The organism is Wolbachia endosymbiont of Bemisia tabaci (assembly GCF_003999585.1).
Lineage (GTDB): Bacteria > Pseudomonadota > Alphaproteobacteria > Rickettsiales > Anaplasmataceae > Wolbachia.
The window spans coordinates 1,177,205-1,192,747 of the sequence record NZ_CP016430.1; the positions used below are offsets into that span (position 1 = coordinate 1,177,205).

Consider the following 15,543-nt stretch of genomic DNA (forward strand, 5'->3'; position numbering starts at 1 on the left):
TTCAGGTCTCCTTAGCTTATGTTTGCTGGTTAAAACAACTTTCTAAAAATTTTTTTTATATAGCTCAATTCCTGCACATCATTTGCTGCATAAACAGGTATAGTCTGTTGCTCAGCACCAGGTATTTCTACAAAAATTTTGCCCACTTCTTGACCTTTTTTAATTGGTGCGGGTACCATATCTTTATACTCAATACGCACTTTAATTTTATCATGTAATCTGCGGTTATAAGTTATGGTAACATCGTTTGCAACTGTAACGGGTACCTTTTTATCTCTTCCATAAACAATATTTATTTCTTCAACTACGCTATCTTTAGCAAATATTTTCTTGGTATTAAAATGATTTAAGGAATATTGTATTAGTCTTTTTGCTTCCTCTATTCGCTCTTTCTCGGTGTCCAAACCATTCACAACAGCAAAAATTCTTCTATTGTTCCGTTTTGCAGATGCTATAATGCCATAACCACCAGCACTTGTATGACCTGTCTTTAGACCATCAACTCCAATATCATGGAAAAGTAAAAGATTTTTATTTTTTTGTACAATATCGTTATATGTCAAATATTGTTCAGAGAATAGATCATAGTATTCAGGAAAATCGGTGAAAATTCTTTTTGCCAGTGTTACCAAGTCTTTTGCGCTCATAAAATGGTTTTCATTTGGCCACCCGCTTGAGTTAACAAAATGACTATCATTAAGATTTAAATCTTGTGCAACTTCATTCATTTCAGCAACAAAATTCTCTTCTGATCCTGCGATACCCTCGGCTAGCACTATGCATGCATCATTACCTGAGGCAATTGTAATTCCTTCAAGCAGTTCTTTTACAGTAACAAATTGACCTTCTTTCAAGAACATAGAAGAGCCTTTCCTTTCCCATGCTTTTCTACTTACTCGAAATTTATCTTCCATTTTTATTATTCCAGCTTTTAGATAATCGAAGGCCACATATAAAGTCATTAACTTGCTCATTGAAGATGGGGCCATTTTTTCACTGGAATTATGATCAAAAATGAAAGAGTCTGAAGCTAAATCTAAAACAACTGCTTGCTTTGCTTTAGTTCTAAACTGATATGAGTACGAATTAAAAGGGAGTATAAAAATTAATAGCAAAGTTACTAATTTGCTTAACATATTTATAATTTTAAATTTATAATGTGCTAAATTAATAGTATGATTTTGCACGAGCATTTCAATAGATCTCTTGCATAAAACTTCCTTGACAAACTGCGCCAGCCCCCTTATTATGATAATAAGAGTATTTATCCTTGTTTTCGATCCGCGCGGGTTTAACAACAAAGATTCAGTAAAAAACTCAGATATTTATTGGCAAATTACATAAAAATTATAGCGGCTGCATGTCTTTTTTATTTTTTCTACATTCAGCCAAAACGCGCTTATTTTAAGCGTTAGCACATTATTACAGCGCCAATTTACATTATTATAGGGTCAAAACTCGTTACACGGGGATTTTTTTGCCTTTTTTATAACTAGTAAATTTATTAATATTTGAGGTGTCATCCCAGTGCTTGACACTGGGATCCAGTTGAGCTATTTCAACAAAAATACTGCATTTGAGATGAACATTTGTTCTTACCAGAGTTATTTACAAGTATAACAATTAAAGTCTGGATTCCAGTGTCAAGCACTGGAATGACATCAAAGGGGCTATTTTCATGACATTCTACTATGTCATTCCAGTACTTGATGCTGGAAATTTTTTGAGCACAAAAGTTATGCTAGGTTTTTGTTGGTAAGAAAGGCTGGATCCCAGTGTCAAGCACTGGGATGGCATAGAAGGAGCACTGGGACATATAAGAAGCACTGGGATGGCATAGAAGAAGCACTGGAATGACACCCTCTTGGATGGAGGACAGTGTCAGCTACTTTCATGACACCATTTGCTGTCTTCAAAGATTTACAATTATGCTTCATGTGTTTTATTAAATATTTTACTTAAAAATTCAGTTTCTTATTATAAGAGATAAGCAATTCATGAATAATGAAAGATTACAAAAAAGGTCATAGAAAGCGCCTAAGAGAGAGAATTATTTTAGATAACGGACAATCATTGCTTGATTATGAGATTTTAGAACACATTTTATATTCAGCATATAGTAGAATCGATGTAAAGCCAGTAGCAAAGAGTTTGATAGAAAATTTGGGCAGTTTAAATAAAGTTTTTAATGCCGATTTAGAAGCACTGCAAAATATTGAAGGAGTTAATAATGCAGCCATATCTGCTATCTTTTGTGTGAAACAGGCTTTTGTTCGTTCTGCACGAGAAGAAATAAAGGACCTACCTATAATCAATAACTGGGAAAATTTGCTTGATTATTTAAAAGTAAGTATAGGAAGCCTTAATAAAGAAAATTTTCGCGTCATCTATATGAATAAAAGATATCGTCTAATAGCGGAAGATCTGCAGAACTTTGGTACAGTAGATCAAACTCCTATTTACGTTAGAGAGATCATAAGACGCGCTCTTTTGATTGGCTCAACATCGATTGTAATATCCCACAATCACCCAAGTGGAGATATACAGCCTTCAAGTAGCGATATGTTTCTCACTAGACAGCTTGCAGAAGCTTGCAAAAGCATAGGAATAGAATTAATAGATCATATTATTATCACATTTAGTAGCTATTTTAGTTTCAAGGAAAATAGGCTTTTATTAGAGTAGATCTAAAATTGCTTTTGCCATTTTTCTTATTATGAAAGTAAAGCTATACATGAGGTGGTTGCCAGTGGAACAAAAATTTTCCTTCTGGAAGACAATGTGTGATTTAGATGGCGTAATAGTGGCAAATACATGGTATTTGCCACTATTAGAAATCTCCTATTTTGATAAGACTTATGAGGTCTTTATTGGTTTTTTGAATTTTGTTGAAGCACTCACATGCTTACTCTAATATTTTGTTCACAGAGCCTAGTTAGCTCAATTTCAACGTTGATTTGTGAAGCTCTGAGTTCTGTTAGGGGATTTTCTGGTTGAATATCTAGCTTATTCTGTATGTTCGATAAACAAATTAAAGCCGAATCAAAAATTTCATCATACTGCTCTGCTTCATGCACACAATTGATTATTTCCTTAAATTTTTCCACATCTTGCGGCGTATCTTTTAATATTGCTCTTATTTGGTTTAGGTTTTGACGAATTTTTTCCTGATATCCAGCAATTCTCTCTTGATATATATCAATCATTTTTTGACATGAGGTGCCTCTAAATGGGTGTTCTGCTTTTTCCTTTATGTAGGAGCTCTGAAAATTTTTGCAACTAAGGACTGCTTCTCTACATTTTTTTATGTCACTAATTATACTGGTTATTGACTTACTTGCTTTCTCATGTTCTTCTTTTTTGATTATACATTCATCCTTTGTTTGGCTCATTTTATCATACAGATTTCTGCATTCTTTATATGATACCAGCGGTTGTAGTATTCCTTCCTCTACACCTTTATTATAAAAATTCTTCAACTCATCGCTTGATAGTATTCGTATAGCATCTTCCCTTTTACCTTGTGATTTAGGATACTTTTTGTTCAGTGAACTAATATAATTTAATAGGAAACTCTTAGTTAAATCTTCCTTTTTAACTTCTGATAATTTTTCTAGTGTTTCTATATATTTCAAAGTTTCCGCAAAAAGCTGCGCACCAGATGTAGCAAATCCTGGCAGTGGTTTGCTCTGCGCCTTATAAAAATCGGTTTGTAAAAAATCTTCGGCTTGTTTTTTTATTACTGAAAGTTCATTGAAGGCTTTCTCTGAATTGATTTTTTTTAAAATACTAGTAGCTTTTTTAATCGCTCTTTCTCTCTTTTTATTATCTTGTTTTTCGTTTAAGATTAAGCTTTCAGCTTCAGTAAAAGCATTCCCTTGGGCACTTTTGGCAATATTACAAACGACGTTTTTTACAACTTGCTTAGTTGCTACATAATCTATTTCCTTTGCAAAGCAATCAATAAATAGCTGCCAAATTTTTTTGTTAACGGACTTACTTGTCTTATGTTCGAAATCTTCTACATCTTTGAATCCTAAAATAGTATAGAGATTTTTTTCAATTATTGGTTCAGCATGTTGTTTTGCCACTTTACCTTTTATATTGAATAGAAATTCACTAATCTTAGTTGTGCCCATAATATTACCTCACAATATTAATGTTATATAATATAAAGTATAAAAGCTTAATACTTAATTTTTACTTACTATTAATATAATTGAAGATTAGCTTTGTTCCTATATTAAAACTTTAACTCCCAATTTATTATTAGTAATATCATTATATGAATCTTATGCCTGAATTTGGGAATATATCGCTACTCATAGCCTGTTTGTTATCTTTAACGTATTTGTTTCTACCGCTTAGTTTTTACCGATTCGTCTCCTCTGTCATATTTTTTTGTTGTGTGTCAGCATCAATGGCTATTTTGATCTACTGCCACATTACAAATGATTTCTCACTCGAAAACGTATATTACCACTCACACACAACAAAACCTTTGATCTATAAGATTTGTGGAGTTTGGGGAAATAAAGAAGGGTCTATGTTGCTTTGGACCTTAGTGCTTGTCATGTATTTATTACTAATGGATATTTATATACCTTCTGTCATCCCAGTGCTTGACTACTTGGATCCAGACAATTTAATTGCAAATGAGTACATCAAATGGCAGTGTAATAAAAACTGGATTCCAGTGTCAGCTACTTGCATGACACCAGAACGAACTAATGGTAGTAAATTAAAAAAAATATCTCTTATCACTCATGGGCTGATTTGCTTTTGTTTTTTACTGTTCACTTTACTTGAATCCAGCCCCTTCACTAAAATGTCAAGCATTGAAACAGATGGATTGGGTTTTAATCCGATATTGCAGGATATAGGCCTTGCTATTCATCCACCGATATTATATTTGGGGTACCTTGGATTTAGCGTTCCTTTTTCGCTCTCTATAGCTGGATTAATTTTAAATATTGAAGGAAATGTTTGGGCTAAAATTGTCAGGCCTTGGGTACTTATTTCTTGGTCGCTGCTCACTTTGGGCATCAGCTTGGGTAGCTGGTGGGCATATCGTGAACTCGGTTGGGGTGGATTTTGGTTCTGGGATCCAGTGGAAAACGTTTCTTTGATGCCGTGGCTAATTGCAGTTGCGCTGACACATTTGTTGCTCGTTGTACGAAATTTCAATACTTTAAGGAATGTTGCTATTTTACTTACGCTCACAACTTTTATATTGAGTGTGACTGGAACATTTCTAGTCCGCTCAGGAATACTCACCTCAGTGCACACGTTTGCAGATGACTCAAGGTATGGGCTATATATATTAGCTCTACTTGGTGTAATTACAATTGGTAGCTTAGTAATATTCATAGTATTTACGAGAAAGAATTGTGCATCTTTGGTGTCATTCCAGTGCTTGACACTGGAATCCAGAAAAAAAGAAATGAGCAGTCAAGCTATTCAGGTAGTGGAAAGTGGAAGATTCTTCTCACGCTTCACAGTGATGTTAATAAACAACCTATTATTTATTACAGCTTTTTTCATCGTGTTCGTTGGCACTTTATACCCTACAGTGCTTGAGTATTTAACCGGTGAATTAATTTCAGTTGGAGCACCATATTACAATTCTTTATTTAACTCTATTGCACTAGCTATTCTAGTGCTCACCATAATCGGGCAATACTGCCGTTGGCAGGGAAATAGTCTATTGCCAATATTCCACGAATATAGATTTTCATTTTGCAGTGCTGCAGCTATTTTGCCGTTTATCTTTCACATGGAGCTAATGATTGTGCTATCAATTACCATTTCCATAGCATTATTAATCTTTGTTTTAGAAGCATATAGTAAAAGAATTTATTTATTTAAGGTAGCATTTGGTGAATCAATTTTATTAGTAAGAAGAGTTTCTAAGTCCTACTATGCAATGATGCTTGCTCATGCTGGAGTGGCAATTCTAGTGCTTGGTATATCTTATTCAGTTGGTTGGCAGGAGAAAAAAGAAAACTACTTGGGAATAGGAGACAGTATAACAGTCAATAAATTTAAAGTTACTTTACGAAATATTGAGCTAGTAAAAGAAAAAAATTTCCATGCAGTGAGGGGTACAATGGATATCAGGAATTTGCTGAATAATAAGATATTAGGTGAAGTAACTCCTGAATATAGATTTTACCTTGCGGAAGGTCAGAAAAATGTTGAAAGCAGTATCTATCACAATTTATTTTCTGATATTTATGTTGTAATTGGAGAGATTGATAAGAGTAAGAGCAAAATCGCAGCCAAAGTGCACTATAAACCTGGAATGTCTATAATCTGGCTTGGATCCTTTCTTATCGCTTTTGGTTCACTACTTGCTGCTTTTTCTTCTAGCAAAAAAGTAGTTCCTTCAGTATCATAAAGCTTGCATTTTTTGGCAATTTAAACTTAAGCTAGGCAACACTAACCTCGCGAGCGAATTTTCTCTGTGTTCTGTTGTACAATAGAAAATAAAGATATATTTTCTAATGAAGAACTTACGCTACACTGGGAATCTTTTTCTAAAACTTCCTCAATCCTTTTAAAATATCCCTGCTTAATAGCTTCGTAGACAGAAAAACCACCAAGCAAGCAGTTCTCACCTAACTCTTCTTTATAATTTTTAAACTTTTCCAATATTTCCTCCTTGTTACTCACTTCTACTATAATTTTTTTGTTTTTATCTTCCACATCAGAATACAATCTAGCATCTACTTTTCCCAAATCAGTATGAAAAGTCAGTACTATATTACCTATAAGGTCAGTATAATTTCTTACCCCACCTTCCGTTAAAATTTCTATCTCGCTTTCACCGATTGCTATCACGTCTCTTCGAAATTCTGTGCTTTCATCTGTTCCATTTATGATCTTTGCAACCTCGACTATACTATTCTTTGAGTATTTTAAGTAGAAAGTGAAGTTGTCCATTTTTGCCTCTTTTACCTTACCAGTAGTTGCGTTTTTTGCAGCTTCCAAAAACCTTAGAGAATAATGTATATAGCTTTTACGTGCTTCTTTCAGATTAGCTTTGTGGTCTTTAAACTTCTCTAGTTTATCAATTACAATTATACTACTTAAAGTTTCAAATACTGCACCTCTTTTTACCAAATTACATACTATGCGACTAGCAACTTCTATGTCCCTTTCAACTTGAAAAATCTTTAATTTACTAATTCTTCTTATTACATAATCTGTAAAATTATACTTACTCTCATAAGTATTTTCATATATATTTCCCTTACAAGTAAGATTGAACCTTACCCTAGATTTTATAGCTTCATTTACAAATCTTTAACAAAAGATTTGAGTAATCTACAATCAATTAAAGAGGAGCCGATTTATGCAACAATTCCTAAAGAACATATAGAAGCAAAAAGAGAAAATAGGAAGAAACAACAACTTCAATCTCTTGCACCACCAAAACCACCAAGAGTACCACCAGTACCAGAGAAAATGTTTACTATCAATCAAAAAATTAGACAAGAACCGAAAAAAGATAAACCTGCAGTACCACCAAAGCCTAAAGATTTAGACGAAAAAGTAAGCACAGAGCAAAAAATAGTAGTGGAAAAATTAGCTGAGAGTAAACCTACACTACCACTAAAATCTGAAAATCAAGATGGTAAAGAATCAGCAAAAAAAGCTGATGGACCAAAAGTACTAGTAGTTGCTATGAAAAAAGAAGTGACTCGCGAGAGTAGTAAAGTAAAGGCATTAAAAGAAAGATTTGAGCAAAATCAAGTAAAGAACGTGTTGCCTGCTGAAAACAAAACTGCTTCAGTAACACAAACGGATATCAGTGTGAAGAGAAAACAATCTCGTTCATTTCCAGTAGGGAATAAAAAATCTTCGATCAACCATCTTGCCAGCAAAAATTTACCTTCCACGAATGTAAGTGTAAAAGAAATGGTTGAAAAATTTGAAGGAAGAAAAGGTGAAAGATAGTAATATTTTGGTATTTCCCTATTCATGAAAATTAGCTCTTATCATAACATTTTTACAGCCATAAGAGGAAGTTTTTATAGGATTGGGGCTAAAGAAAACTTGCATGTAAATGTATCAAGGTATAAAATTGTAGATATTGAAAATGAATAGGTTAGTTATGAATCTTGTAACAAAATCCGCTATCGATTTTACTGCTTCGGCTGTTCTTGCTAGTGGAAAAATAGTTGATGATTTCTGTTTAAGTAAACATATAAAGGATAAGTATGCTGTCCTTTTTTTCTATCCACTTGATTTTACTTTTGTCTGTCCAACTGAGTTGATATCATTTAGCAACAAAATAGAAGATTTTTCAAAACGTGATGTTGAAGTGATAGGAATAAGTATAGATTCAAAATTTTCACACTATAAATGGCGAAACACTCCAGTTAATGATGGTGGTATTGGAGAGGTTAGCTACAATTTAGTGTCTGATATCAAAAAGTCTATATCAAGAGACTATGGGGTCTTATATGACGACTCAATTGCACTAAGAGCAACTTTTGTTATTGATGATAAATTTGTTGTACGTCATCAATCGATAAATGATTTTCCTTTGGGACGTAATGTCGATGAGTTTATTAGAATTATTGATGCAATAAAACATAATGAAGAGCATGGTGAAGTATGTCCAGCAGGGTGGAAAAAAGGTAAGCCAGCAATGCAGGCAAGTGATGAAGGAGTGGCTGATTATCTAAACTCACACAGTGCAGAATTATAAATTGAGTACAAAAGTTCTTATTATTGGATCTGGAGTAGCGGGTTATGCTGCTGCTATATATGCAGCACGTGCAAATTTAGAGCCAATTGTAGTAACAGGAATGCAACCTGGTGGTCAGCTTACAATTACTACGGATGTTGAAAACTATCCAGGTTTTATTTCTATACAAGGTCCAGAACTCATGGAACAGAAGAGGTTGCATGCGGAGAAGGTGGGGGCAAGGGTAATAAATGACGAAATAAAAAGTGTTGAACAACTTGAGGATTCTAATGAATATAGATTTAGATCTTGTGGTAATGCTAGTGACTACTATTCGAATGCAATTATAATCGCAGCTGGTGCGCAAGCGAGGTGGCTTGGCCTGGAGAGTGAAAAGAAATTTCAAGGTTATGGGGTTTCAGCATGATGCGCAACTTGTGATGGTGCATTTTTTAGAAATAAAGTTGTAGCTGTGGTTGGTGGTGGAAATACTGCTGTTGAAGAAGCAATATTTTTAACTCGATTTGCTAAGGAAGTTATACTGATACACAGGCGTGATAAGTTAAGAGCAGAGAAAGTAATGCAAGACAGGCTCTTTAAAAATGATAAGATAAAGGTAATATGGAATCATACCGTAGAGCAGATTCTTGGAGAAGAAAATCCTAAAAAAGTTACTGGCATTACAATTAAATCGACAGACATCAATAAAACCCAGGAATTGAAAGTAGATGGAGTGTTCATTGCAATTGGGCATGCACCAAATACAGGTATTTTTAAGGGCTTTGTTGAAATGGATCAGCAAGGTTATATAATTACGAAACCTGGAACAACTCTAACCAGTAGGGCAGGGGTGTTTGCTGCTGGTGATGTTCAAGATAAGGTATATCGCCAGGCAGTAGTTGCAGCAGGTACAGGGTGCATGGCTGCACTTGATGCAGAAAAATTTTTGGAATCATAATTAGTTCTAAAATTTTTAACTAAATTACTTGCAATCTTCTTTGTTTTTTTATAATTATGTTAATAAATTATAGATTGAGGAGAATTTAGTATGCTTTCGAGAAGTAATGTAGGTTTTAGAAGAAGTATTGTTAATGATACAGGATTACGAGCTCAAAATCAAACAACTTCAGGACAATCAACAACAAAATTATTTAAAGCTATTGATGAAGAAAATCTAGGAGATTTTGAGCGAGCTCTGACAGAAGGTGCGAATGTTAATGCGTTTAATGAAGAAGGCATGACACCTTTGATGTCTATTGCTAGCATTTACATAGCTAGCAATAATCAGCCTGCATTAGAAGAAATGGCTAAACTGCTGATACAAAAAAGAAGTATCAATATTAACGCTCAAAGTAAGCAACCTGTTTATAAAGAAATACAAAAGAAAGATCGATTTGGGCGTCTGTTATATTTATTTCGCGGTGAGGAAGTGGCAGAAACGCGACCGTCTTATTATATATATTGTAACAGTGGTCAACCTGTAGATAACATCGATGATCAAGGTATACGTAGATATTTCAGTTACGAATATGACGGTGTAAAGGAGAATGTAAGAACATCCGAGATACAAAAAAATACTGCCTTACATATTTCTTGCCAGGTTGGAGCTAGAGATATAGTGAAAATATTGCTCACGCACCCAGATATAAAAATTGATATTAAAAATTGTCAAAATAAAGCTCCTACAGATCTTATTGCAAGAGGATTTGAGAACATAATAAAATTAGAATTTGAAAAAGCACGAAAAGGAAAAGAATTATTGAATGCTCTTTCTGGTAGAAATATTGACCAAGCAAAAAGACTATTGAATCAATATTTCAACCCTAATTGCTGGCAAAGAAATTTCAATGAAGAAATAGAAACGCTGCTTAGCCTGATTATCAAATCATGTTTACAAGGAATAACACAAGATAACGAGGAAGTATTGACTAAACTTTTAAAACATAAGGAGCTAGATTTTAGTCAAATAAAACCAATACCAGCTATAGAACGAAATCAATGGGTAAAGCAAATAATTGAACGAACTATTAAAGAGCAATTAACTGATACTATTGATAAAAAAGATTTGGATGGTGTGAAAGAATTAGTGAAAGATAACTGTTTCATAAATCATGCAATTGTTACTGCTGCGTTGAGGAATGTTCATAATCCAATCGAATCTATTAAAAATTATCTAATTGAGAAATTTCCTGCAACTGTAGAACAGTCTTCAGCAAATGCACATAATGTTGCTCCGGAAATAAACGATGAGTTTATTGCTCAAGAATTGCAGCGACTTGAAAACCTGGAAGGTGAACTTGAAAGAACAAAATCTCAACTTGCAGAAAAAGAGCAAGAGCTGAATAGGGTCGTAGATGAAAGAACAAGAGACACTGACAAAATTTCACAGTTAGAAAGGGATTTAAGGCAAGAGAGATTAAAACTTCAAGCTCAAAATCAAGACTTAAAGAACAAAAACAGAAAACTTTCAGAAGCAAGCATTTATAATAGAAGGCAAAGTAACTATTCCTCTGCTTCTTTTGTGTTATTTGGAGCGTTTGCTGTTGGTGCATGTTTAACAATATCGAATTTAGAAATATGTATTTCACTTGCTGTAGCTGCATTTGTCTTCCTTACAATTGGATGCTACTGTTCATATAAAGCAAGTACAGTACTGAGTGATGTGATAAGCACTGAGCTTGGTAATGTTATCTGTTTAGGATGAAGTTAAGGTTTTTACTTCTTGTCTAAACTCTTCTGAAAATTTTTGTACATACTGAAAATACCTTGATAATTCGAGTGAATGTAAACCTGAGTGGTTTCAAGACTGAAATAGTTGTTGTAAACTTGCTTCTATTATCTTTTAGTTCAAGAAATTAAAAGTTTAACGATGAGAATTATAATTACAGACCAAAGTAAAAAGTAGGCTTTTCCATTTGATCTATTTTTCACTTGTAATTTTTTGTCAGCTATTAGGTTTAATTTTTCTATAAGGCTAAATATTCCCTGAATTGCTTTTATGGGATAAGAGCTTTTAATTTTTTCCCTATACCCTATTTTACTTTCATGTTGATTGTTTATCCATGTTTCAACTACTTTCCACATATTGATTTCTGGATAGACTTTCCTACATGTTCCTTCTAATAAAATCATAGTTTTCTGCAGCAATAACAATTGTGTTTGAACTTTCATATCAAAATCACCAGTTATTTTTAATAGCTGAGTAAGTAATCGAGCAAATGAAATCTTCTGTATAGGCTGTCCAACAATGGGTTCACCTATTGCTCTGCAAGCTGTAACAAAATTTCTATGCTGTGATGGAACATAACCGGCTCTAAAGTGCATTTTTGCAACGTGATCATAATCCCTATTTAAAAAGCCTTTGAGTATCTCTATAACGTAATAGCATGTCTCACGATCTATTCTACCCATGATTCCACAATCCAGGGCAATAATATTGTTATTACTATCGATCATTAAATTTCCAGGATGCATATCAGCATGAAAAAAACAATCCCTATATACCTGATTACAAAAAGATTCTATAAGATTGATAGCTATTTGCTTGCGGTTATTCAGCTTTTCAACTTCGTATATTGGTATAGCTTCCATCCATTCTAATGTTAAAACCTTTTTTGAAGTTCTACTCCAATCTATTTCAGGTACGTAGAAACCTCTGTCATGTTTAGTATTTTCCTTCAGTTCCGAAGAGTGGGCAGCCTCAAAACGTAGATCTAACTCTAATCGGCAAATTTCAGCAAAAGTTTTGACTAATTCAACTGGCTTCAGCCTTTTTGATTGTTCACTAAATTTTTCTGCAATTTCTGCAAGCCAAGAAAGCATTTTTATATCCCTTGAGAATGTTTTCTCAATATTTGGCCTCAAAACCTTTACAGCAACTTCCTTACCCTCAATTGTAACTGCTCTATGCACCTGAGAAATTGATGCTGCCTGATAGATTGAGAGTTGAGTTGAATTAAAATGTGGTTTGACACAGTTTATTTAACACTCCCTGAATTGGTGGATAAGCCAATAAATAGAGATTTAACACTCCCGTATAAGGTAAATTAATCTTTTCTTCATCATTTATTTTGACAGTTACAAGCTTATTTTTACCATCACAAAAAGCACCTCCCGGCTCTAAATTAAAATGCATCTTAACCCTCCTGGTTTCTATATCTTAATATATATTAACTATCATAATCCCCGACCATAAGCTCTTGCATTTACTTTTAGTAGCTGATTTCTATTAACTTCTTCTACAAAGCTAGATGGATTTTCCATTGTACAATCTGACTTTCTAATAGTCTTACCTAACTCTTTAAAAGCACTACTATTTCTTTCGAAATACCCATTTTCTATAGCTGTCAAAACACTTTCTCCACCTAACAGACAACTCTGCCCTAAACTTGATTTATTCTCTAACTTGTTAAATCTTACTTCATCGACAAGCCTCACTTCTATTTTATTACTATCTTTCTCACTAGGACATAGATGAATACTGATCTCTCCTACTTCAGTGGTAAAAGACATTTCAATGATATCTCCCGAGAACTCTGTATAATTTCTCCTTCCTCCTATATTTTCAACTCTAATTATACTGTTTCCAACTTGAAGTATACCAATGTTTAGATTTAAATCTTTAACTTTTTGATTATTTAATATCCTTGCAACTTCAACAATACTATTTTGTGGATAATCTATGCAAAAATATCCATTATCTATTTCTAGTTCAAAGTAATATTCATCAATTTGCTCACTTTTATTCATAATACTTTCAAGTACTAATTCCTTAAGCTTTGAAAGGTTTTCGGATCGTTTACTCAAAGTGTCTACATCTGAACAAATTATGTTCACAAAATCTTCATGCTCTTCGTCGCTCGATCTATTTAAAGATGCACCTTCTGATATTATCTGCAATATCTTTTTTTTGTCTAAAAATTCATGAATTCGAGTAGTATCGTAAGAAAGATATAGCTTTTGCAATGTATCAGCTATACGATCTACCAAGGATATATCAGATTTATATGGAAAAGAGAACATTATTCCTTGTTCCAGTGCTTCACTTATAACTTTATCAAATTCTTTTTCGCACTTCTCATAATCTTCGTCGTTACCACGGTTATTCAAAACATTCAGGTCATCATGGATCTTATCTATTTTTTGCCAAATACTTTCATACTTTTTTATCTCTATTGCATTTAATTTTATTTTTGCTAAAGAAAAAGAATCTTCTTTGCGCATTATGTTTGTATCGTAGAATAGTTGACTGTAACGCCTACCAAAACTTTCATCATAATCAGGGCAAGGGCTAACGTTGTCTTCATCGTTACTTTCACTATCGGTTCCATTCCATACTCCAATCTCGTAGTCAGTATTTTCAGGTTTTTTATCTTCACTTGTTCGATAATCTTCTGCTTTTCCATATAGCCGAGTTGATTCTTGATCATCGCTACTTTCATTATCAGCTTCATTCCATACTCCAATCTCGAAATCGATATTTTCAAGGTTTTTATCTTCACTTGTTTTATCATATTGATTATTTTCTCCTTCTCTACATAGCCAGGTTGGTTCTTGATCATCATTATCTTTAATACACCTGGTTTCCACTTCAGGTATAGACTGAGTTCTCGCTATTTCTTTTCTTACGTTTTCTTTGTTTATTTCATCTGCAAGAGACACTTCATTACTAATATAGAAATTTTTCTGTTTTAAACTCTCGTTTTCCTTATGCAGGCTACTGAATTCTGCAAATAGCTCTTTATACTCTGATAAATAAATACAAAATTGATCTCTTATATCATTAAGTTCCTTCTTTTTTTCTAGTATCTGATTTTCATAATTACCTCTCAAATCCTCTATACTGTTTATCAGCACTGTACTTTCTTTTCTTACTCTATTTAACTCATCTTCAGTCAAAACCAGTTTTTGCTGTAACTCTTCATTTATTTTATCTGTTAACTGAATTTCATTCTTTGCCTCTTTTAATTGGTTATTTAAGTTCTTAATTACATCACTTTTGTTCTGAGTTTCTAATAATAATATTTCTACTTTCTGTTTTAGCTGTTCGATGTCTTGATCATTTTCAGTTAAACTTCTTGTACTTTTTTGTAATTTAACTTCAAGCTTTTTAATTTTCCCTTCTAGGGTTTGCATTTCTCTGGTAAGTTCACTTACTTCTTCGTAATACTCTTCTGCTCTTTCCTTATAGTGTCTGTGTAACTCTACTTTTTGTTTAAGATCAAAATTTTCTTGTTGTAGATTTTCTATTTTACTTTTCAAACTATCTATTGCTTGATTTTCTTCATTGCTAATCTCAAATTCCTCTTCAGGAAAATCTTCAAATTCACAAGATGAATTGCCTTCAAGGTCGTTACTACCAAATAAATTATATTGTACTACCTGCTTTAAACTAAACATACCTATACCCTCTACTAAAATAAATAGATGATATATTGTATATCCTATATATCATAAATTCAATTGATTTAGACATAATTTGTTTACTAATTATTATTGTGAATTTTTATAGAATAGATTTAGGTGTAAAATATTATGATACCATTAAAGTAGATGGATAAAGCACAGTCTTTTTGAGAGGATAAATTTAATGAAAAGACCATACTAATTAGTGTTATAAGGAATTTGATCATTTACTCTTTCCAAAAATCACAAGAAAGTACCTACCTTCGTGAGAACAATTTAAATAAAAGCGGCGTTGTGTAAATAAGAATGTGAAATTGTTGTAACAAAGTTATACAAAACAGTTCGTATGTAAACATAGCTAAAGTAGGTTAATATAGTTGGTTTTAGCGTACAGTGAAATCACCATATAAAAAAGTTCCTATGTATTACGTGGTAGACCA

The 15,543-nt window shown here is 33.1% G+C and carries 10 protein-coding genes and 2 pseudogenes; 6 read left to right on the forward strand and 6 right to left on the reverse strand.

All coding sequences use genetic code 11. The features are described 5' to 3' along the window. Positions 1 to 29 precede the first annotated feature (29 nt). Positions 30 to 1,136, reverse strand: coding sequence for a D-alanyl-D-alanine carboxypeptidase family protein (locus tag BBB02_RS05620; RefSeq protein WP_127464232.1), 1,107 nt, complete (start codon positions 1,134 to 1,136; stop codon positions 30 to 32). 868 nt (positions 1,137 to 2,004) lie between these two features. Between BBB02_RS05620 and radC the strand changes: the two genes are divergently transcribed. Beyond that, positions 2,005 to 2,685: a RadC family protein gene (radC, locus tag BBB02_RS05625; protein ID WP_019078756.1), complete on the forward strand. Its 681-nt coding sequence runs from the start codon at positions 2,005 to 2,007 to the stop codon at positions 2,683 to 2,685. A 212-nt stretch (positions 2,686 to 2,897) separates the two neighbouring features. Here the strand turns inward: radC and BBB02_RS05630 are convergent, their stop codons facing one another. Continuing rightward, positions 2,898 to 4,139: a hypothetical protein gene (locus BBB02_RS05630; protein WP_127464233.1), complete on the reverse strand. Its 1,242-nt coding sequence runs from the start codon at positions 4,137 to 4,139 to the stop codon at positions 2,898 to 2,900. A gap of 155 nt (positions 4,140 to 4,294) precedes the next feature. Between BBB02_RS05630 and BBB02_RS05635 the strand changes: the two genes are divergently transcribed. After that, positions 4,295 to 6,400: a heme lyase CcmF/NrfE family subunit gene (locus tag BBB02_RS05635; RefSeq protein WP_458694620.1), complete on the forward strand. Its 2,106-nt coding sequence runs from the start codon at positions 4,295 to 4,297 to the stop codon at positions 6,398 to 6,400. Between the two features lie 41 nt (positions 6,401 to 6,441). Here the strand turns inward: BBB02_RS05635 and BBB02_RS05640 are convergent, their stop codons facing one another. After that, positions 6,442 to 7,125, reverse strand: a complete 684-nt coding sequence (locus BBB02_RS05640) for a hypothetical protein (protein ID WP_245970103.1) — start codon at positions 7,123 to 7,125, stop codon at positions 6,442 to 6,444. Between the two features lie 195 nt (positions 7,126 to 7,320). Between BBB02_RS05640 and BBB02_RS05645 the strand changes: the two genes are divergently transcribed. From BBB02_RS05645 to BBB02_RS05665, 4 genes and pseudogenes are all read left to right on the forward strand, one after another. Next, positions 7,321 to 7,962 carry a hypothetical protein gene (locus BBB02_RS05645; protein WP_245970104.1) on the forward strand — a complete coding sequence of 214 codons (642 nt, stop codon included), beginning with the start codon at positions 7,321 to 7,323 and terminating at the stop codon, positions 7,960 to 7,962. Between the two features lie 157 nt (positions 7,963 to 8,119). Then, positions 8,120 to 8,719 (forward strand): peroxiredoxin, encoded by a 600-nt coding sequence (locus tag BBB02_RS05650; protein ID WP_017532618.1) that lies wholly within the window; start codon positions 8,120 to 8,122, stop codon positions 8,717 to 8,719. After that, positions 8,706 to 9,656: pseudogene (gene trxB / locus BBB02_RS05655) on the forward strand (thioredoxin-disulfide reductase). The gene BBB02_RS05650 and the pseudogene trxB overlap by 14 nt, the downstream one beginning before the upstream one ends. 90 nt (positions 9,657 to 9,746) lie before the next feature. Next, the gene (locus BBB02_RS05665) at positions 9,747 to 11,402 is read left to right on the forward strand and encodes a TomO hydrophobic C-terminal domain-containing protein (RefSeq protein WP_245970105.1); all 1,656 of its coding nucleotides are present in this window, start codon (positions 9,747 to 9,749) and stop codon (positions 11,400 to 11,402) included. Positions 11,403 to 11,545: 143 nt separating this feature from the next. Here the strand turns inward: BBB02_RS05665 and BBB02_RS05675 are convergent. From BBB02_RS05675 to BBB02_RS05685, 3 genes and pseudogenes are all read right to left on the reverse strand, one after another. Continuing rightward, positions 11,546 to 12,631 (reverse strand): annotated as a pseudogene (locus tag BBB02_RS05675) (AarF/UbiB family protein); the annotation flags it as partial. Positions 12,632 to 12,653: 22 nt separating this feature from the next. Beyond that, on the reverse strand, positions 12,654 to 12,833 hold the full coding sequence (locus BBB02_RS05680; RefSeq protein ID WP_127464235.1) for a hypothetical protein: 180 nt from the start codon (positions 12,831 to 12,833) through the stop codon (positions 12,654 to 12,656). A gap of 41 nt (positions 12,834 to 12,874) precedes the next feature. Then, positions 12,875 to 15,097 carry a hypothetical protein gene (locus BBB02_RS05685; protein WP_127464236.1) on the reverse strand — a complete coding sequence of 741 codons (2,223 nt, stop codon included), beginning with the start codon at positions 15,095 to 15,097 and terminating at the stop codon, positions 12,875 to 12,877. Positions 15,098 to 15,543 lie beyond the last annotated feature (446 nt).

Excerpts from the sequence above, each read along its gene's own strand:
- BBB02_RS05680 (WP_127464235.1), bottom strand. The coding sequence starts at position 12,833 with ATGCATTTTAATTTAGAGCCGGGAGGTGCTTTTTGTGATGGTAAAAAT.
- BBB02_RS05665 (WP_245970105.1), top strand. The coding sequence starts at position 9,747 with ATGCTTTCGAGAAGTAATGTAGGTTTTAGAAGAAGTATTGTTAATGAT.
- BBB02_RS05635 (WP_458694620.1), top strand. The coding sequence starts at position 4,295 with ATGCCTGAATTTGGGAATATATCGCTACTCATAGCCTGTTTGTTATCT.
- BBB02_RS05685 (WP_127464236.1), bottom strand. The coding sequence starts at position 15,097 with ATGTTTAGTTTAAAGCAGGTAGTACAATATAATTTATTTGGTAGTAAC.
- radC (WP_019078756.1), top strand. The coding sequence starts at position 2,005 with ATGAAAGATTACAAAAAAGGTCATAGAAAGCGCCTAAGAGAGAGAATT.
- BBB02_RS05630 (WP_127464233.1), bottom strand. The coding sequence starts at position 4,139 with ATGGGCACAACTAAGATTAGTGAATTTCTATTCAATATAAAAGGTAAA.
- BBB02_RS05620 (WP_127464232.1), bottom strand. The coding sequence starts at position 1,136 with ATGTTAAGCAAATTAGTAACTTTGCTATTAATTTTTATACTCCCTTTT.
- BBB02_RS05650 (WP_017532618.1), top strand. The coding sequence starts at position 8,120 with ATGAATCTTGTAACAAAATCCGCTATCGATTTTACTGCTTCGGCTGTT.